We start from the raw sequence: 17,464 nt of genomic DNA on the forward strand, positions 1-17,464 counted from the left end.
AAAATTGACCTGCCCGGTTTCCAGCCGATCGGCCGGAAGCCCAGCGGGCATCCTCCTCGAAACAATTATGAGTGAATACCGAAAGCGAAGTTCAGCGCGAAACCGCTTCGTGATTGTAGCGTTCCCAGCCTTTCGGGCCGAGATGCTCCTGCGGCTGGAAGCGCATCTTATAATTCATCTTGCGCGAGCCGTTGACCCAGTAGCCGAGATAGACATGGGGCAGGCCCATCGCCCTGGCGCGGGCGATGTGGTCGAGGATCATGAAGGTGCCGAGCGAGCGGTCCTCGAAGTCCGGATTGAAGTAGGAATAGACCATCGACAGGCCATCGGCCATCTTGTCGGTGAGCGCCACGGCGATCAGCTCGCCCTGGCCCTTGCCGGTGATGAAGCTGTCGGGTCCGCGGCGACGGTATTCGATGACCTTGGTGTCGACATGGGTATCCTCGACCATCATGGCGTAGTCGAGCACGGTCATGTCGGACATGCCGCCACGGCGGTGGCGGGCGTCGAGATAGCTGCGGAACAGCGAATACTGCTCGGTGGAGGGCTCGGCGTCGTGCATGGCGCCGACCAGATCCGAATTATGCTGTATGACGCGTTTCATGTTTCGGCTGGCGGTGAATTCCTGCGCCAGGATGCGCACCGACACACAGGCGCGGCAGGTCTCGCAAGCCGGCCTGTAGGCGATGTTCTGCGAGCGCCTGAAACCGCCCTGCGTCAGCAGATCGTTCATCTCCGGGGCCTTGTCGCCGACCAGGTGTGTGAACACCTTGCGCTCGAACTGGCCCTCGAGATAGGGACATGGCGAGGGCGCGGTCAGAAAGAACTGCGGCGACTGGGTCGGGTGCTGCGTCATCGAGCCTTGGAAACACTCCTGCGAATCGCTCTACCTTTGGCGCGGACGCCGAAAAATTCAACAGGATTGTGAAAGCCTGGTTGATTGGACGTCTTCACATTTGTGCGCAAAGGCTGCGGCCGCGCTTCAAAAGTCTGCTCAGCGGCCGCTGCGGCTGACGACGGTGCCGAGCAGCAGGTCGTGCAGCGTGCGCTTGCGATCGGAAAACAGGCTCACCAGTAGGACCAGCGGCGAAAGGATGACATTGCCGGCCCAAAACAGCACCGAATGCACGACGGCGGTCAGCCCGTCGATGGGGCTGCCGTCGAGTCGGTCGAGCCGGATGCCCATTATCTTCATGCCGGTGGTGGCCTGGTCTTTACTGCCGAGCGTGTTCCAGATGTAGAGGATGGCGACGGCCGGCACGAGAATGGAAAACAGCATCCAGCCGAGGCCGAGCGTCAACAGCCCGAACAGGAACACCAGGATCGCGAATGGAATGGTGAGCAGCGCCACGATGAAATAATCGATGACGAAGGCGAGAATGCGCCGCGTGCGCACGCCCTCATAGGCGCTGATATCTTCGAGCCTGTTGGTGATGATTTCGCCGTCGAGAACGCGAGCGTTCATGTCATTTCCTCGTAATCGAACCCGGGTTAATGCACGGGGCCGCTTGTTGATGAAATGGTGAAGGTTCGCGGCGGAATCAAGATCGAGCCGTCCACCATGTAGATGGTGACGGAGCACTTGGCGCCGTCTGTGACTTGTTGAATTTGTGGGGCGGATAGCGTTAGCTTGCTGCGGCGCAACAAAAAGCGCCAAGCCGAGGGGACGGGGCGACATGGACTACGACATGCTGGTCATCGGCAGCGGCCCATCCGGGCGCCGCGCCGCGGTGCAGTCGGCCAAGCTCGGCAAGTCGGTGCTGGTGGTCGACAGAGGCCGGCGCCTCGGCGGCGTGTCGGTGCATACCGGCACCATCCCGTCGAAGACGTTGCGCGAGACGGTGCTCAACCTCTCAGGCTGGCGCGAGCGCGGCTTTTACGGTCGCGGCTACCGGGTCAAGCAGGACATTTCGGTCGGCGATCTGGTCGAGCGCCTGCATAAGACGCTCGACCATGAGGTCGAGGTGCTGCAGCACCAGTTCATGCGCAACACGGTCAAGAGTGCGCGCGCCGCGGTAAAATTCCTCGGCCCCAACAAGGTCAGCCTGACCACCGACACCGGCGACTACAGCGAGGTCGGCTTCGCCCATGCGCTGATCGCGGTCGGCACCCGGCCGCACCGGCCGCGCGACGTGCCGTTCGATAAGACACGGATCTTCGACAGCGACGAGATGCTGGAGCTCGACCGCCTGCCGCGCACGCTGACGGTGATCGGCGCCGGCGTCATCGGCGTCGAATATGCGACGATCTTTTCGGCGCTCGACGTGCCGGTGACGCTGGTCGAGCCGCGCAATACCATGTTGGATTTCGTCGACCGTGAGATCGTCGACGACTTCATCCATCAGATGCGCGACCGCGGCATGACGATCAGATTGGGCAGCGCCGTCAAGGAGATCGCCTCCAAACCCGATCATGCCGAGGTGATGCTGGCCGACGGGCGCACCATACGTTCCGAGATGGTGCTTTATGCTGCAGGGCGTACCGGCAATGTCGGCAGCCTGGGGTTGGAGGCGGTCGGTATCGAGGCCGATCCCAGGGGCCGCATCAAGGTCGATCCGCAGACGTTCCAGACAAGCGCGCCGAACATCTATGCCGCCGGCGACGTCATTGGTTTTCCGAGCCTGGCCTCGACCTCGATGGAGCAGGGCAGGGTGGCCGCCTGCCATGCCTTCGGCGTGCCCTTGCCGCCGCCGCCCGAAACCTTTCCCTACGGCATCTACGCCGTGCCGGAAATCTCCACCGTCGGGCAATCCGAGGAGCAGGTGCGCGAGAGTGGTGCCGCCTATGAGGTCGGCGTGGCGCGGTTTCGCGAGACCTCGCGCGGCCACATCATGGGCGTCAACACCGGCTTTCTGAAGCTTCTGTTTTCGATCGAAACACGCCGTCTGCTCGGCGCCCATATTGTCGGCGAGGGCGCGACCGAACTCATCCACATTGGCCAGGCGGTCATCAATCTCGGCGGCACTGTCGACTTCTTCGTCAACAACACCTTCAATTATCCGACGCTGGCTGAGGCCTACAAGATCGCCGGGCTGGACGCCTGGAACCGCATGGGGCGAGGGTAGCTTCGAGGCTCATCGATCTGACGTTGCAACGGCGGCTGCAGGATCCGCCAGCCATTGCCTGACTATCGCGGCGTCCGGATTGCCGATTTCATGGCCGGAGGCGACGGTGTGGGCCTCGACTTTGGCGCCATGCCGGCTGAGCAGTCCGACCAGCGCGAGTGCGAAGGGCCGGTACGTCAGGTCGTCGGCGCCGGATAAGATTACCACCCGTGCGTTGCTGAGATCCGCCGGCGGCACCTCGTCCAGAACCGGCATCGGGCGCAGCAAAGCCGCTTGGACGATGAGCCGCGGATGCAGCAGCATCACGCTTGAAACCAGGTTGGCGCCGTTGGAGTAGCCGATAAAGGAGGCTCGGGCGAGATCGAGGTCGTGGCGTTTCGCGGCCTTGGGGATGAAGTCAGCGAAAGCGTCCGCCTCTTTGCGGATGCTGTCCTGCTCGAATCGTATCGGCGAAATCCGCCTGAACCAGCGGAAACCGTCTTCCTGGGCGATCCGGCCACGCACCGCCACCAAGGTGGCGTGCGGCGAGACTTGGCGCCCCAGCGGCACCAGAGTCGTCTCGTCGACACCCGATCCATGCAGCAGAAAGAGGCACTCTCCGGTTGGTGCTGCGGGCCTGTAAACGCGGTAAAAAAATGGCAGGTCGCGCCGCAAAAAGTCATCTTCCGGAGGTTTTTCGGACATAGTTGCATCCTCTTGTTTTCACGATGTTTTCATTCATTTGCCGGCTTCAAAACGGAATATTTTCAAGCTCCGCGAAAGTTGATTGAACCGGGCGCATTTCAGTCCGTTTCTTTGCCGATATAATCCCCGCGGGAGGGATTCGAGCAGTGTGCGCCTGGTGGTCGCATACCGCGCATGAACAACCAGCTTTAAGGCCTTTTATCGATGACCATGCCAGTTTCGCCGGAACGCGATACGCGTATTGACGTGTTCCGGGCACTCGCCCTCCTGACCATATTCATCGACCACGTGCCGGGCACAGTTTTCGAAACCCTGACCTACAAGAATTTCGGGTTTTCGGATGCGGCCGAGGCCTTCGTGCTGATCTCCGGCATGTCCGTCGCTCTTGCCTACGGCACCAAATTCCAGCCGGGAAACCGGCTGGTCGCAACGCTGAAAATGTGGCGCCGCGCCGGCGTGCTCTATGTCACCCACATCGTCACGACGATGGTGGTCATGGCCATCTTCTGCGCAGCGGCGGTGTTTGCGAAACGGCCGGACCTTCTGACGCTGATCAACATCGAGCCGCTCGTCAGGAACCCGCCGCAAGTCCTGGTCGGTATCGTCACGCTCGGCCATCAGCTCGGTTACAACAACATACTACCGGTCTATGCGGCGCTGCTGTTGATGGCGCCGGCCTTCCTGCTGTTCATCAGCTACAGGCCACTGGCGGCGCTTGCCGTGTCCGCAGCTCTTTGGCTGGTTGCCGGAATCTACCAGATCGCGCCGCCGAACTACCCGGAGCCCGGGTTCTGGTTCCTCAATCCGCTGTCATGGCAATTGCTGTTCAATATCGGCATGGCCAGCGTGTTGCATGTGCGGCGCGGCGGCACCATCCCGGTCAATCGGTGGCTGGTCGGCGCGGCGGCCGCCTACGTGCTGACGGCGCTCGTCTGGGTGCATAGCCCGCTGTGGGGGCATGTGTCATGGCTCGACCTGCCGGTGGTGCTGACCGGTTTCGACAAGACGTTCCTGTCGTTGCCGCGGCTGCTGCACATCCTGGCGATGAGCTATCTGGTCGTCGCCTTGCCTTTCGTCTCGAACCTGTTCCGCACCGGCCGCGACAATCCGCTCGCCATATTGGGCAAACGCTCGCTGCCGGTTTTCATTGCCGGCACGGTGATTGCCATGGCGGCGCAGGTGATGAAGCTGATCAACCCGGGCGGCATTGCCTATGACAGTCTGCTGCTCGCCGCCGGCATCGCCATGCAGTTCGCGCTCGCCTTTTATCTGGAGTGGCTGTCCGCAATCGGCTGGTCCGGCAAAGGCAAGCCGGTCCGCAACGAGGCGCTGCCTGTTCGTCCATCCTTTGGCATCGGTCCCATGGCGGCAAATAGATAAGATTTGGTGCCGATCTGCCCCAGTCAGCCTGTACTTGGCGGCGGTCCGGACGATGCCCTGACGACAAGTTCGACGTCGAGCGTTTCTCGCCGCACCGTGCCGTCGAAGTCGAGGATTCTTCGCGCTGCCCGGCGGCCGATCTCGGCGATCGGCTGGGCGATGGTGGTGAGCGGAGGCTCGCAAGTTGCGGCTTCAGGCACGCCGTCGAAGCCGACGACGGAAACATCGCGGGGAACCGCGATGCCCCGTGCGGTGAGCCATTCCAATGCCACCATCGCGATCCGGTCCGACATCGCCAGGACGGCGGTCGGCGGCTCCGCCGAGGCGAAGATGGTTTCAAGGCCAGCCCTTGTGCTCGCCTTGTCGTTTTCGGTCTCGTAGACCGGCACCTTGGCGGTGTCGACACCAAACCGGGAAAGCTCTTCGAAATAGCCGATGAGGCGGTCACGGGTCCCGGTATAGGACGCCGTCCGGACCTGCTCGGGCGAGACAAGACCGGTGCTGTCGTCGGCGAAGGCCAGCGACAACACGGCGAAACGGCGATGTCCAAGTTCCGCCAGATGGCGCGCCGCGAGCCGGCCGCCGGCAACATTGTCGATACTGATCGCGGAGACCGTGTCGTCCTGCGAGCCGAGCTCGAGCGCGACGAAGGGGAGCTTTCGTTCGCGCGTCAGCTCAACGAGACGCGGACCGCCCTCGATGCAGAACAGGATGAAGCCGTCCACGAGAGCGCTCTGGATATTCCAGGCAAGTTTTTCCTCGTTGCCAGCCGACACGAGGGCTATCCCCGCGCCGGTGGCGTCGCAAGCTTCCGAGATGCCGGCCATCATCACGCGGGCAAACGGGTCGTCGAAGAAGTAAGACAGCGGCTCGGTTGTGGCGACGCCGATCGCATTGACCTTGCCGGCGCGCAGCAGGCGGCCCTTGGGATCCGGGCCGGCGTAGCCCAGGGCGTCGGCCGCCGCCTTGACCCGCTCGCGGACTTCCTCGCGCACGATTTCGGGACGGCTGAAGACATTGGAGGCAGTGCCGTGCGATACGCCCGCGGCTTTGGCGATGTCCGCCAGCCGGATGGGTCTCCTGCCGCTTTCGGTGAGTGATGCCATTGTTTGTCTCCAGGACTCCTGTCCAGCAGTATCGCAATTAACTAACATCTTCCTTGGATCGATTCAAATTTTTGCTTGACATTTGTGGTGTGACGCGTATTATTGAATCGATCCAAGAGCAGTTTTTGTCCGCAGATTGGATCGATACAAGAGGAGAGCGCCATGCACCCCGTCAGTTATCTGTTCGAGGACATTTACCGGAACGACTGGAGCATCCGCTCGGGTGCGGAGGCCCGTAAGGGGCGCGACAGGACCGGTCCGTGGATTCGCGACCTGCGTTTCCTCGTAGGGCGCAAGGGGAGCTGATCGGCGGCCTGTTTTTGTGCCCGCGGATTGGATCGATTCAAAAAGCTAGAGGACATTAAGCCATGCATCCGATCAAGCATCTGTTCGAAGACATCTATCGCAATTATTGGGGCATCTCGCCGGCCACCGAACGGCTGGAGCGACGGCGTATAGTCAAGACGCCCAAGCGCGACGGCCAAGTTCGGCCCGAACGTCCGCGAGACTGAGCTGGCAAGACGGAGCTCGTGGATCGAGCGCGGCTGGCGAAGAGCAGCGGCCGCCATTGGTTGCCGCATCAATGGCGGCGCGGGTGTACCAGCGCCGAGGCGGCCATCACGAGCCAGCCGCCGATGAGCAACGTGCCGCCGATCGGCGCCGACATCGGGAACAGCCGCGAGCCAAGGAAGTCGCGGGCCAAAAGATCTCCCGAGAAAAGCAGAAGCCCGACGAGAAGGATGAGGCTTCCGGTTCGCAGGATTCTATAACCACCGAGCAGCCCGACGGTAAGAAAGACCGGCGCATGCATGAGCAGGAAGGATGCGGCCGTACCGACGAAAGCGCCGCCGAGATGTGCCGCCGCCGCCGAAAGAGCCACGCCTGTTCCGCCGCATAGGCCGCCGGCAAAAATCAGAATGCGACTGCCCGCCGTCTGTTCAGCCATGCTCATTTCCACGCCTCCGCGATTCCTGGCGACCGCCTGAGATAGTGCGGCGAACCGTGTCAGGATTCGCCGGCTTCCGCCAGCATGGCGCGTTCGCGGCGCGACTGGACTAGCTGGTTATAAGCCGCTCCGCCCGCCATCAGCACGGATGTGCCGAGAAACACCGAGCGCATACCGAAATGGCCGCCGACGAAGCCGCCGAGCAACGGTCCGGCAACCTGCCCGACATATTGCGCCGAGATCGACAAGCCCAGCACATTGCCGCCGACGCCGTCGGGCACATTGTGGCGGATGACGCTCGTGATGCAGGGCAAAAGACCGCCAAGCGCCAGGCCCATCAGGAAGCGAAGGCCGACGAGTTGCCAGCCCTGCGTAACGAAGGCCTGCGGGATCAGGAGCAGCGCCGAGACGGCGAGTGCGGCAACGATTACGTTCCAGTGGCCGATACGGTCGGCGAGCTTGCCGAGCCGCGACGCCGACAGGATGGCGCCGAGCGCCGCCGCGGACATGACGATGCCGGAGACCAGCGTGACCTGGCTCTGATCTTCGATGAGCTGTTGGACATAGACGGTGATGATCGGCTCGATCGACATGGTGGCAAAACTCAACAGCATGCCGGTCGCCAGCATGGCGACGACGGGGCGCTTGTCGGGAATCTGCGACCAGCCGCCTCTCGCGTTTTCTTGTGACGCCGCCTTGACGGCAACCGGGCGAGGGGCCTCCTTGATCAGCAAGGTGGTTGCCAGAAACGCCAGGAAAATGACGCCGCCTGCGAGCAGGAAGGTGGCGCGGATTCCAATCAGCGGCGGCAGCGCGCCGCCGAGCAGCGGACCGACCAGAGCACCGGCGGTTATGCCGGCCGACAGCACGCCCAGCGCCCAGCCGGAGCGATCCTTCGGCGTCTGCATGGCAACCAGGATGGTCGAGCCCGAAGAATAGCCGCCGGCAAAGCCGATCAGCAGGCGCAAGAGCACCAATTGCCAGACGGTCTGCACCATGCCGGTCAGCGACATGCACAGCGCCATACCGAAACTGGCGCGCACCAGCATCAGTTTGCGGCCGTAGCGGTCGCCTAGCCGCCCCCACAAGGGCGCAACCAGCGCGGCAGCAAGGAAGGTGGCGCCGTAGGCAATGCCCGACCACTGGACGATCGCCGCGTGACCCTCAGCGCCCAACTGCTCGACGTAAAGCGGCAGGAAGGGCAACAGCAGTGTCATCGCTACAAGCGTGCTGAACGAGCCCGCAAAACACACGGCGAGATTGCGACGCCAGTGGACGTTGTGCGAGCCTTGCGTGGCGAGGGTGGCGTCTTGCGGCATGTCCTGTCCGGCCGGCTTGGATGAAAACTTGTTGTGGATCCCATTTTGGTATACCAGATTGGTATCCGTCATGGACGCAAGGCTGGTCGCTGTCAATGCGGCCGCTGCAAAGTGATCGGCAACAAATGGCCGGTGAACAGAGAGCCAATGAAACGGCTCCGACAAACGGAACGCCAATGTCGCAGATGCAAAACGTCGAAAAGCAGCTTCGCGAGATGATCCTCGGGCTCGAGATCGGTCCGGGCGAGCGGCTGACGGAGCGCTGGGTCGAAAGCCGTTTCGGAGCCTCGCGCACGCCGGTCAGGGCGGCATTGCTGCGGCTCGAGACCGAAGGCCTGATCTGCCGAGACGGCCGCGGCTGGACGGTCTCGCCTATCAATCTTGCTGAGCTCGAGCAGATTGCCGTCTATCGCGAGGCGGTCGAGGTCGCGGCACTCAGAATAACTTGCACCTTGCAGGACAGGAGTGCCGTCGAAATCATCGAGGCGATGCTCGATTCTTGCGACGACAAGATGCCGCGCGAGGAATGGCATCGCGTCGGCATGGATTTTCATATCGAGCTGGCGCGACTGTCCGGCAACGAGTTCCTGTTCAGAGCGGTTCGCGACGCGATGACACGCCTGTCGCGCGCCCGCTGGCTCGAGGTTCGCGACGAGGCAGCACTTGGCCGTGCCTGGGCCGAACACCATGCCATTCTGTCGGCGGTGCGGGCCGGCGATGCCGATAGCGCCGCCCGCCTGCTTTCAGCCCACATCAGTGGCAGCCGCGACCGGCTGGTGGCCTCGCTGCGCAACGACCGGCGGGGCCTGCGCGCCAGGGGATTTGCCGTCGTCGCTTGAGTGAGGATCGGCTGCCATTGATCACGAAAAGGGCAGATGAGCGAAGAATGCTACTTTCGGTCTCGCTTCGCAAATGCCGATGGCGTAAGAGCGGCGATGGAAAACAACCGATTTGACACACCCGTGACCGTCAAGGGTGCGGCGGGAAGCAATCAGCTCTTGCGTACGGCCCGCGAGGCTTCCGACTACCTCCTCAACAATTGGCCCGGCAAGCGCAGTCCCAAGCACCGCGAAGCGCTGCAGGCCTGTCATGATGCGCTGGCCGGCGACAAGCCGGCCATGAACGCAAGACGGGCCTTCATTGCCGCCGCTCGTGAAGTGAACGTCTTCGTCAGCGACAAGGCGCCCGCCTGAGGCATAGCGGGATTTGACCGAGGCCCGGACCGCCTGACAGGCCCGGCGTCATCACTTGGTCGTTTCGGTTTTGGTTTGGGACTCGCTCTCGCCCTCGGGCTTCGATCGCTCCTTGGCTGCGACCTTGGCAGCCTGCTTTTCCGCCTTCTTGGCAGCCTTCTGCCGGTCGCGTTCCTTGCGCTCCTGACCGTAGTTCGGTGCTCGTGCCATATCGTTTCCTTTCGTTGTGCTTGGCCTTTGCCTAGGAGCATTGGACCGCAAACACAACACCGCAAGCACGATCGGCTCCATATCTCGGCGCAGTCCTGAGAGCCCGGCTTTCAGGCGCCATCGCGGTCGAGGACGAGATCGGCCGGACCGAACCGGTCCTTTGCGGTGAACTGCTGGTGCCAGTAGGGGTAGAGCACGGGCGGCCTGCTGACCGCGTCGAGCCGTGTGCGCTCCTCATCGCCAAGCACCAGGCTTGCAGCGGCGATATTGTCTTTGAAATGCGCTTCGGTTCGTCCGCCGATCACCAACGAGCTGACGGCGGGCCGGCCGAGTAGCCAGGCAAGCGCCACTTGCGCCGCCGACACACCGTGGTTGTTGCCGATGTCGATCAGCGCGTCGACGATCCGCCACAGCCGGTCCTCGTCGCGGATCGGCGGTTCCGACCAGCCGCTGAGCTGGCGGGCGGTCGGCTGGTCACGGTGGTATTTGCCGGACAGCAACCCGCCGGCAAGCGGGCTCCAGACCAGCACGCCGAGCCCTTGGTCGACCGAGATCGGCAACAATTCATACTCGGCCTCGCGCGCTTCCAACGTGTAATGGATCTGCTGGGTGACGAAGCGCGGCTGGTGATGACGGTCACTGATCCCCAGCCCCTTCATCACTTGCCAGCCGGAATAATTGGAGCAGCCGACATAACGGACCTTGCCCTGCGTGACCAGAGTGTCGAGCGCGGCGATGGTTTCCTCAAGCGGTGTCAGGCCATCCCACTCGTGCAGGAAATAGATGTCGATGACATCGGTCCTGAGGCGCTTCAGGCTCCTCTCGCATTCGCGGATCAGATGGTAGCGCGACAAGCCTTCATCGTTGGGGCCTTTGCCGATCCGCATGCGCGCCTTGGAGGCGATCAGCACGTCGCCCTTGCGCTTGCCTCCGAGCGCCTCGCCGATGATCTCTTCCGACACGCCGTTCGAATAGACGTTGGCGGTGTCGATGACATTGACGCCGGCATCGATGCAAAGGTCGATCATCCGGCGCGCCTCGTCGAGGTCGGTCTTGCCGACCGCCGAAAACGCGCCGCCGCCGCCGAACGTCATGGTGCCCATGGTCAGCGTCGAAACCTTCAGCCCGGAACGGCCGAGAGTGCGGTATTCCATGTCGTATCCTCACGATTTATCGGGAAAGGGCGTTGCAAACGACAGCCCTCAATGAACCGGGCATTTGTAGGATAATTCGTTCCGCTTGTCGCCAGTTCCGCAGGGCAAGCTCGATCACATCTTTCCGATTGAACGCACAGCCAGCGCAGCAGTGGCTGCAATAAAAACCGTCATTGCCGGCCTATACTAACATCGGTTCAGCGCTTCGATTTCCGGCCGCCGGGCCGGGCGGCGGAGCGCCTGACAGCGGCCGGCAAGGACTGTAAGCGGAGCAGCGCAAATGACCGAGATAAAACAGAATTCCCCGGCCAGGGACTGGCTGGAAGCGGAACTCGCCGACACGCTCGACGAAGATTATGAGCTGGAAATCTCGGAGCCGGCGCTGTCGATGGAGATCGCCAAGATCTACAAGAATGCGCATCCGCCATCGATCGACCGCCTGCAGTATTTTCGCGATCTCATCACGCTGCAATCCGAATTGATCAAGCTGCAGTCCTGGGTCGCCTATCGCAAGAAGAAGCTCGTCGTGGTCTTCGAGGGCCGTGACTCGGCGGGCAAGGGTGGCGCCCCGTGGTTCATCGTCGAGGGCAACGACAAGAAACGGGGACGGCTGAACTGCATCGACCAACTCCTCAAGCAGATGCCTTATGAGGAGGTGCCGCACGAAGAGATCACACTGCCGGAGCGCGTCTTTAATCCCGAATACGAGCGCCAGGTACTGCCGCGCGAACTGTATGTGCCGGAGAAGTACTGACTAAAGTGGCGAGGAGGGCGCTGCTCTGTGGCGGCGCCCTGCGACAAGCTAGGTACGCTCGATGATGACGTGCGTGGCTTTCGGCGTCGCGACCTGCTCGCTGCAGCGATAGCCGAGCTTGGGCATGTCGATGCCGGCAAAAAGGTTCTCGCCGGCGCCCAGCAGGACCGGTGAGATCGCCAGATGCAATTCGTCGATGAGCTTTTCCTGGAGATATTGCCGGATCGTTGCGCCGCCGCCGCCGAGCCTTATGTCCTTGCCGTCAGCCGCTGCTTTCGCCTTTTGTAGCGCTGAGTGGATGCCATCGGTCACGAAATAGAAGGTCGTGCCGCCCTCCATTACAATCGGATCACGCGGATGATGCGTGAGCACGAAGACCGGCACATGGTAGGGCGGGTTGTCACCCCACCAGCCTTTCCAGCTGTCATCCGGCCATTCGCCGCGGATTGGCCCAAACATGTTGCGGCCGAGGATCCATGCGCCGACGTTTTCGAAGCTGCGTGCGGCGAACGCCTCGTCAGTGTCCGTGGTCCCGCCATCCTTGCCGAGGACCATCTTGCGGAAAGTGCGGGTGCCGAACATCCATCCGTGCAGGGCTTCCCCGCCAACACCCAGCGGGTTCTTCAGGTCTTGGTCGGGACCGGCGCCGAAGCCGTCGATCGACAGGGTGAAAGCGCTGACGCGAAGTTTGGACATGAGAGCCTCCTCGATAACCAATTGTGACATGCAAGCAGTTATCGGGTTAGCTTAACTGATTGCATTTTGCAAGCGGTGTTTTTGGATCGCCGGCTAGCGATGAACGGCTGGGCCACAACCGCCAATCTCCCAACGCTGGCGATTGGCCATAACCAACCATCCCGTCGTCATCCTGGGGCGAAGCAAGGAGCGAAGCGACGCGGCGCAGACCCTAGGATCCATGCCGTGACATCGGCCGAAGAATACAGCGGCCCAGAACGACGAACCACGCGAATGGAGATCAAGAAGACCAATCTGGAATGGTCCGAACTTTTTCGGAGAACCGGATGGGTGCGTTCGTTTTCGATCCGCCGGAGCACTGCCGCCAGGTCACGGCATGGATCCTAGGGTCTCCGCGACGGAGCTTCGCTCCTGCTCCGCCCCGGGATGACGAGGGGGAAGGAGGATTCGGCCAATCCCGAAGGTTTACCACAGGCCCCATCCCATGCACCAAAGTCCCAAAACGATGCGATCACCTATCCCTTCAGCATCGCCGCTACTTCGGGCGCAAAGTAGGTGAGAATCCCGTCGCAGCCGGCGCGCTTGAACGCGAGCAGCGATTCCAGCATCGCCTTGTCGCCGTCGATCCAGCCATTGGCGGCGGCGGCCTTGATCATCGAATATTCGCCCGAGACCTGATAGGCGAAGGTCGGCATCTGCAATTCGTCCTTCAGCCGGCGGATGATGTCGAGATAGGGCAGGCCGGGCTTGACCATCAGCATGTCGGCGCCTTCGGCTAGATCCTGCTCGGCCTCGCGCACCGCTTCGTCGGAATTGGCGTGGTCGATATAATAGGTTTTCTTGTCGCCCTTGAGCAGGCCGGCGGTGCCGACCGCCTCGCGATAGGGGCCGTAAAAAGCGGATGCGAACTTGGTCGCATAGGACATGATCGCTACATCCTGAAACCCATTGGCGTCGAGCGCATCGCGGATGGCACCGATCCGGCCGTCCATCATGTCCGAGGGGGCAATGATGTCGGCCCCTGCCGCCGCCTGGATGACGGCCGCCGCCGTCACCTGCTCCACCGTTTCATCATTGACGATAATGCCCTCACGCAAGATGCCGTCATGGCCATGCGAGGTGAACGGGTCCAGCGCCGCGTCGGTGATGATGCCGATCTCCGGCACCGCCCGCTTAATGGCGCGGGTGGCGCGATTGATGATGTTTTCCGGATCGAGGATGTGGGAACCGGTCTGATCGCGCAGGCCGAGCTCCACATTGGGGAAAGTGGCGATCGCCGGAATGCCAAGCTTGGCCGCGCGCTCAGCCTCCTTGACGGCGAGGTCGAGCGACAGGCGGAACACGCCGGGCATGGCTGCGATCGGTTCGCGCACTTGTCTGCCGTCGACGACGAAGATCGGCCAGATCAGATCGTCGACCGAGAGCCGGTTCTCCTGGACAAGGCGGCGCGACCAATCGGCCTTGCGCATGCGCCGCAGCCGCCGGCTGCCGGTGATCTCGTCGACGCTGCGCGCGCCGGCAGGCTTTGCAGGTGTGAATTTGTTCATCGCCAAAACTCCGGACCGGGCGGCTTTTACCACGAGCCTTCGCTGCTGACCAATGCGACACGATTGTGCCAGCGGTCCTGTCGGGCGTTATTCTGGTTGACCATTGCCCGACAGAATCTGCGCAGCACCCCGCATGGCGACGCGGAATGCCTCGTCGAAGCTGACACCGCGCACTTGCCATTTATAAGCCTTGCCGTTCATGGCAAGCCGCCAATCGGCGATCCAGCCAAACTCCTTGTCGCTCCAGATCAGGCTGCCGGCGAGCGCCTGATCGGCACCGGCCTTTCGGGCAAGCTGGTCCAGCGTCGCCATATCGGCATGGCGCAGGGCCCGGTCGTCAAGCTTCGAGGCCGACAGCAGCGACGCTTCGGGAAACACAATCCGCATGACCAGCGGACCGGTGGCATTAACGAAGGATTCGCGCATCGCCGCCCCGCGCTGGTCGTCGGCAGTCAGCGCGAACTGCCTTGTGCCTTGCTCCGCCGCCAGAAAAATCGCCAGGCGTGGCCGCTCGGCAAGCCATGGCTTGCTGCCAAGCGCGGCAAGCACCCGATCGATGGCGTCGGGCTTGTACAGGCAGGTGAGATCATGCGGCCGGTCGTGAGTGCCTTGTTCGTCATGGACCGGAATGCCTTCAAGGCGGTCGTGGTAGCGGAATTCGGCAACGAAGCTGCCGGCCTTGTCGCGCAGCGCCGCCGTCTCAGGTTTTTTCGCCAGCCGCTGATCACCGGAGACACGGACCAGCACCGCATCCAAACATGTCTTGAAACCGATCTGGCGATTGACCTCGCCCTGGCCGGTGACGATGGTCTGCGATTGGTAGAGACTATCCACGGTTTCGGCCGATACGGGAGGAGTGTTCGCAGCGATCAGGCCGACCACCACAACAGCAAGGCGTGGCAACCAAGGCATGGTCCAACCTTCCGGTTCAAAGCGCCAGCATTAGCACCGGCTGCGGCCACGGGCCAGCAGGCGGGATTGGCGCTGCCATTGACGTGGCTATGCGCCACGCATTAGCACTTCACTCCCGGCGGGCGCGGGAGGGATTCTCTGGCGATGGATTTTGGCGGAGGCGACGAGATTCGCTTCGAAAGGTTGGGCAGGGCCGGCGTCGTCACGCTGACGCGGCCGCAGGCGCTCAATGCCGTAACCCACCGCATGGTCAAGGCGCTGGACAAGGCGCTGCGCAGTTGGGAACGCGACGATGGTGTCGACGTCGTCGTCGTCAAGGCCGAGGGCAGGGCATTTTCGGCGGGCGGCGACATCCTCCACATCTACGAAGCCGGCCGGGCTGGAAAACCGCCGGTCGAGTTCTTCGCCGACGAGTACCGGCTGAACGCCCGCATCGCCCGTTTCAAGAAACCCTATGTCGCCCTGATCGACGGCATCGTCATGGGCGGCGGCGTCGGCATCTCCTTCCATGGCTCGCAGCGGGTGCTGACCGAGAACGCGCAGTTTGCCATGCCAGAGGTCGGGATCGGCTTTTTCCCGGATGTCGGCGCCAGCCATCTGTTGCCGGATCTCGGCGGCAGCTTCGGCATGTATCTGGCGCTGACCGGCAACCGCATCCGCTATGGCGATGCGTTGTGGTCGGGCCTCGCCACCCATACGATCAAGGCGGAGGACCAGGCCGGCTTTCTCGACCGGCTGGCGGCAAGCGGCGACCCGGAATCGGTGCTGCGCGGCTGCTTCGTCCCGGCCAAACGCGAGACAGACAGGCCGACGCTGGACGCCATCGCCCGGCATTTCGCGCAGCCGTCACTGGCCGATATGGTCGCCAGCCTGGAGCGGGCAGCCATCGCCGACGAGTTCGCGGCAAATACGCTGGCCACCATCCGCACACGTTCACCGACCAGCCTGCATGTCGCGTGGCGCCAGATCAGCGCCGGGCAGACGTTGTCGATGGACGAGTGCATGAAAATGGAGTTCCGTATCCTCAACCGTATGCTTGTCGGGCACGACTTCTATGAAGGTATCCGCGCCGCCATCATCGACAAGGGCTCGACGCCGCAATGGCGGCCGGCAGGCATCGATGACGTCAGCGCCGCCGACGTCGATGCCTATTTCGCACCGCTCGGCGAACGGGAACTGAAGCTGTGAGCGAGGCCGCCTCGAGACGCGTGGTGCTGCAGCCGTCGACGATCGAGGTCATCTTCGCCTGGTTCCAGCGCGTTATCGCCGGCTACTGTCTGCTGTTCGGCATCTTGTACTGGATCCGGCTGATCGGCGTTTACCCCGGCCAGTTGTGGCGCTTCGATCTGATGCCGGTGCACTGGCAGGTGGCGGCGGTGGTGCTGGCAGTGTTTTTTCCATTCGCTGCCGCCGGCCTGTGGATGCTGGCGTCCTGGGGGCCGGTGATCTGGTTCATCTGCGCGTTGACCGAGTGCGTCATGTATGCTGGCTTCCCCGACTTGTTCGGCCACCGGCCGCTGATCGTCGCCTCGCACCTTGCGGTGGCGCTGCTCTACCTAGTGTTCCGCGTGGTGATCTGGATCCAGAAGCGGCAAGCCCGGCGATAGCAATTCCGGCCAGGATCGTTGGCTAAATCTTTAGGTTAATCATCCTTGCTCGGGTGACCGTCCGTTAAGCCTCTTTCGAAACCCCTTACCGGTAAGCTCTTGTTAGCCTTGGCGTTTAAGTCGAATTTTATGAGTATTCGATAGTGTCGCGATCAAGGTGAAGAACAAAAAATCACCGGGCGACAAACGAGAGGCAAAGACAATGATCAATTCGCGTCCGGCGGCGAAGACCGCCAACGTATCCGATGACCGCCGCGAGGCGATCCGTTCGCTGTACATGGAATCGCTGCAGCTGGTCGAGCGGCTGCATCGCCGTCTGCTTGATGTGATCAAGGACGAATTCGACCGCAACGGTCGCTCCGACATCAACGCCATCCAGGCGCTGCTGCTGTTCAACATCGGCAATTCGGAGCTGACCGCTGGCGAACTGCGCTCGCGCGGCTATTATCTCGGCTCGAATGTCTCCTACAATCTAAAGAAGCTGGTCGATCTCGGCTTCATCAACCACCAGCGCTCGCGCATCGACCGCCGTTCGGTCCGCGTCTCGCTGACGCCGAAGGGCAACGAGGTGGCGGAAGTCGTCGCCGGCCTTTACGAACGCCATGTCGGCTCGATCGAGCAGGTCGGCGGCATCAACACGGAAGAATTCAAGCAGATGAACCGCGCCCTGCAGCGGCTGGATCGGTTCTGGAACGATACCATCGCCTATCGGATGTAATCGCACCCGCCGCAGCAAGATCTGAAGCTGGACCACGGAAGTGCTGCCGCGGAGCAGACCAAAGACCGGTGCCGAAAAGCACCGGTCTTGCCGTTTCGTCAGGCCGGCCGATCCAAATTCGAGCAACAGCCACGTTGCCGCCATATTCGGATGGAACCGAAGATGCGGGTGAT

At 62.3% G+C, this 17,464-nt stretch carries 21 protein-coding genes; 10 read left to right on the plus strand and 11 right to left on the minus strand.

Features of this window, described 5'->3' with window-relative positions:
* Window positions 1–91 precede the first annotated feature (91 nt).
* Both NKJ35_RS24800 and NKJ35_RS24805 read right to left on the minus strand, forming a co-directional pair.
* The gene (locus tag NKJ35_RS24800) at window positions 92–856 is read right to left on the minus strand and encodes an arginyltransferase (RefSeq protein ID WP_023717252.1); all 765 of its coding nucleotides are present in this window, start codon (window positions 854–856) and stop codon (window positions 92–94) included.
* Between the two features lie 138 nt (window positions 857–994).
* On the minus strand, window positions 995–1,465 hold the full coding sequence (locus tag NKJ35_RS24805; RefSeq protein WP_352649947.1) for an RDD family protein: 471 nt from the start codon (window positions 1,463–1,465) through the stop codon (window positions 995–997).
* Between the two features lie 211 nt (window positions 1,466–1,676).
* On the opposite strand from NKJ35_RS24805, the gene sthA reads away from it, so the two are divergent.
* Window positions 1,677–3,065: a Si-specific NAD(P)(+) transhydrogenase gene (gene sthA, locus NKJ35_RS24810; protein WP_352649948.1), complete on the plus strand. Its 1,389-nt coding sequence runs from the start codon at window positions 1,677–1,679 to the stop codon at window positions 3,063–3,065.
* A 9-nt stretch (window positions 3,066–3,074) separates the two neighbouring features.
* On the opposite strand, the gene NKJ35_RS24815 is transcribed toward sthA, so the two are convergent.
* A complete protein-coding gene (locus NKJ35_RS24815; protein WP_352649949.1) occupies window positions 3,075–3,749 on the minus strand; it encodes an alpha/beta hydrolase in 675 nt (224 codons plus the stop codon).
* A 204-nt stretch (window positions 3,750–3,953) separates the two neighbouring features.
* Here NKJ35_RS24815 and NKJ35_RS24820 point away from each other — a divergent pair, with 204 nt between their 5' ends.
* Window positions 3,954–5,129 carry an OpgC family protein gene (locus tag NKJ35_RS24820; protein WP_352649950.1) on the plus strand — a complete coding sequence of 392 codons (1,176 nt, stop codon included), beginning with the start codon at window positions 3,954–3,956 and terminating at the stop codon, window positions 5,127–5,129.
* A 23-nt stretch (window positions 5,130–5,152) separates the two neighbouring features.
* Here NKJ35_RS24820 and NKJ35_RS24825 read toward each other — a convergent pair whose 3' ends face one another.
* Window positions 5,153–6,235, minus strand: a complete 1,083-nt coding sequence (locus NKJ35_RS24825; protein ID WP_352649951.1) for a LacI family DNA-binding transcriptional regulator — start codon at window positions 6,233–6,235, stop codon at window positions 5,153–5,155.
* A 162-nt stretch (window positions 6,236–6,397) separates the two neighbouring features.
* Here NKJ35_RS24825 and NKJ35_RS24830 point away from each other — a divergent pair, with 162 nt between their 5' ends.
* Window positions 6,398–6,541 (plus strand): hypothetical protein, encoded by a 144-nt coding sequence (locus NKJ35_RS24830; protein WP_352649952.1) that lies wholly within the window; start codon window positions 6,398–6,400, stop codon window positions 6,539–6,541.
* Between the two features lie 62 nt (window positions 6,542–6,603).
* Window positions 6,604–6,747: a hypothetical protein gene (locus NKJ35_RS24835; protein WP_352649953.1), complete on the plus strand. Its 144-nt coding sequence runs from the start codon at window positions 6,604–6,606 to the stop codon at window positions 6,745–6,747.
* A gap of 68 nt (window positions 6,748–6,815) precedes the next feature.
* Here NKJ35_RS24835 and NKJ35_RS24840 read toward each other — a convergent pair whose 3' ends face one another.
* Both NKJ35_RS24840 and NKJ35_RS24845 read right to left on the minus strand, forming a co-directional pair.
* Window positions 6,816–7,187, minus strand: a complete 372-nt coding sequence (locus NKJ35_RS24840; RefSeq protein ID WP_352649955.1) for a DUF423 domain-containing protein — start codon at window positions 7,185–7,187, stop codon at window positions 6,816–6,818.
* 53 nt (window positions 7,188–7,240) lie between these two features.
* Entirely contained in the window at window positions 7,241–8,500 is a 1,260-nt protein-coding gene (locus NKJ35_RS24845) for a multidrug efflux MFS transporter (protein ID WP_352649957.1), read from the minus strand.
* Window positions 8,501–8,676: 176 nt separating this feature from the next.
* On the opposite strand from NKJ35_RS24845, the gene NKJ35_RS24850 reads away from it, so the two are divergent.
* Window positions 8,677–9,339, plus strand: coding sequence for a GntR family transcriptional regulator (locus tag NKJ35_RS24850; protein WP_352649958.1), 663 nt, complete (start codon window positions 8,677–8,679; stop codon window positions 9,337–9,339).
* Between the two features lie 96 nt (window positions 9,340–9,435).
* On the plus strand, window positions 9,436–9,693 hold the full coding sequence (locus NKJ35_RS24855; RefSeq protein ID WP_023674477.1) for a DUF982 domain-containing protein: 258 nt from the start codon (window positions 9,436–9,438) through the stop codon (window positions 9,691–9,693).
* Between the two features lie 51 nt (window positions 9,694–9,744).
* Here NKJ35_RS24855 and NKJ35_RS24860 read toward each other — a convergent pair whose 3' ends face one another.
* Both NKJ35_RS24860 and NKJ35_RS24865 read right to left on the minus strand, forming a co-directional pair.
* Complete coding sequence (locus tag NKJ35_RS24860; protein ID WP_352477150.1) at window positions 9,745–9,903, minus strand: hypothetical protein; 159 nt, start codon at window positions 9,901–9,903, stop codon at window positions 9,745–9,747.
* 110 nt (window positions 9,904–10,013) lie between these two features.
* The gene (locus tag NKJ35_RS24865) at window positions 10,014–11,057 is read right to left on the minus strand and encodes an aldo/keto reductase (protein WP_352477152.1); all 1,044 of its coding nucleotides are present in this window, start codon (window positions 11,055–11,057) and stop codon (window positions 10,014–10,016) included.
* 280 nt (window positions 11,058–11,337) lie between these two features.
* Here NKJ35_RS24865 and NKJ35_RS24870 point away from each other — a divergent pair, with 280 nt between their 5' ends.
* Window positions 11,338–11,811 carry a polyphosphate kinase 2 family protein gene (locus NKJ35_RS24870; protein ID WP_352649960.1) on the plus strand — a complete coding sequence of 158 codons (474 nt, stop codon included), beginning with the start codon at window positions 11,338–11,340 and terminating at the stop codon, window positions 11,809–11,811.
* A 48-nt stretch (window positions 11,812–11,859) separates the two neighbouring features.
* On the opposite strand, the gene NKJ35_RS24875 is transcribed toward NKJ35_RS24870, so the two are convergent.
* From NKJ35_RS24875 to NKJ35_RS24885, 3 genes are all read right to left on the minus strand, one after another.
* Window positions 11,860–12,507, minus strand: coding sequence for a dihydrofolate reductase family protein (locus NKJ35_RS24875; protein WP_352649962.1), 648 nt, complete (start codon window positions 12,505–12,507; stop codon window positions 11,860–11,862).
* A 515-nt stretch (window positions 12,508–13,022) separates the two neighbouring features.
* The gene (hemB, locus tag NKJ35_RS24880; RefSeq protein ID WP_352477156.1) at window positions 13,023–14,054 is read right to left on the minus strand and encodes a porphobilinogen synthase; all 1,032 of its coding nucleotides are present in this window, start codon (window positions 14,052–14,054) and stop codon (window positions 13,023–13,025) included.
* Window positions 14,055–14,141: 87 nt separating this feature from the next.
* The gene (locus NKJ35_RS24885) at window positions 14,142–14,966 is read right to left on the minus strand and encodes a DUF8605 domain-containing protein (protein ID WP_352649964.1); all 825 of its coding nucleotides are present in this window, start codon (window positions 14,964–14,966) and stop codon (window positions 14,142–14,144) included.
* Between the two features lie 144 nt (window positions 14,967–15,110).
* Between NKJ35_RS24885 and NKJ35_RS24890 the strand changes: the two genes are divergently transcribed.
* The 3 genes from NKJ35_RS24890 (at window position 15,111) to ldtR (ending at window position 17,291) form a co-directional block, all read left to right on the plus strand.
* On the plus strand, window positions 15,111–16,154 hold the full coding sequence (locus NKJ35_RS24890) for an enoyl-CoA hydratase/isomerase family protein (RefSeq protein ID WP_352649966.1): 1,044 nt from the start codon (window positions 15,111–15,113) through the stop codon (window positions 16,152–16,154).
* On the plus strand, window positions 16,151–16,573 hold the full coding sequence (locus tag NKJ35_RS24895; protein ID WP_352649967.1) for a DUF6163 family protein: 423 nt from the start codon (window positions 16,151–16,153) through the stop codon (window positions 16,571–16,573). Before NKJ35_RS24890 ends, NKJ35_RS24895 begins: the two co-directional genes overlap by 4 nt.
* Before the next feature lie 202 nt (window positions 16,574–16,775).
* Window positions 16,776–17,291, plus strand: a complete 516-nt coding sequence (gene ldtR / locus NKJ35_RS24900; protein ID WP_023674486.1) for a transcriptional regulator LdtR — start codon at window positions 16,776–16,778, stop codon at window positions 17,289–17,291.
* Window positions 17,292–17,464 lie beyond the last annotated feature (173 nt).

The sequence above is a fragment of the Mesorhizobium sp. M0136 genome (assembly GCF_040322515.1).
Taxonomy (GTDB): domain Bacteria; phylum Pseudomonadota; class Alphaproteobacteria; order Rhizobiales; family Rhizobiaceae; genus Mesorhizobium.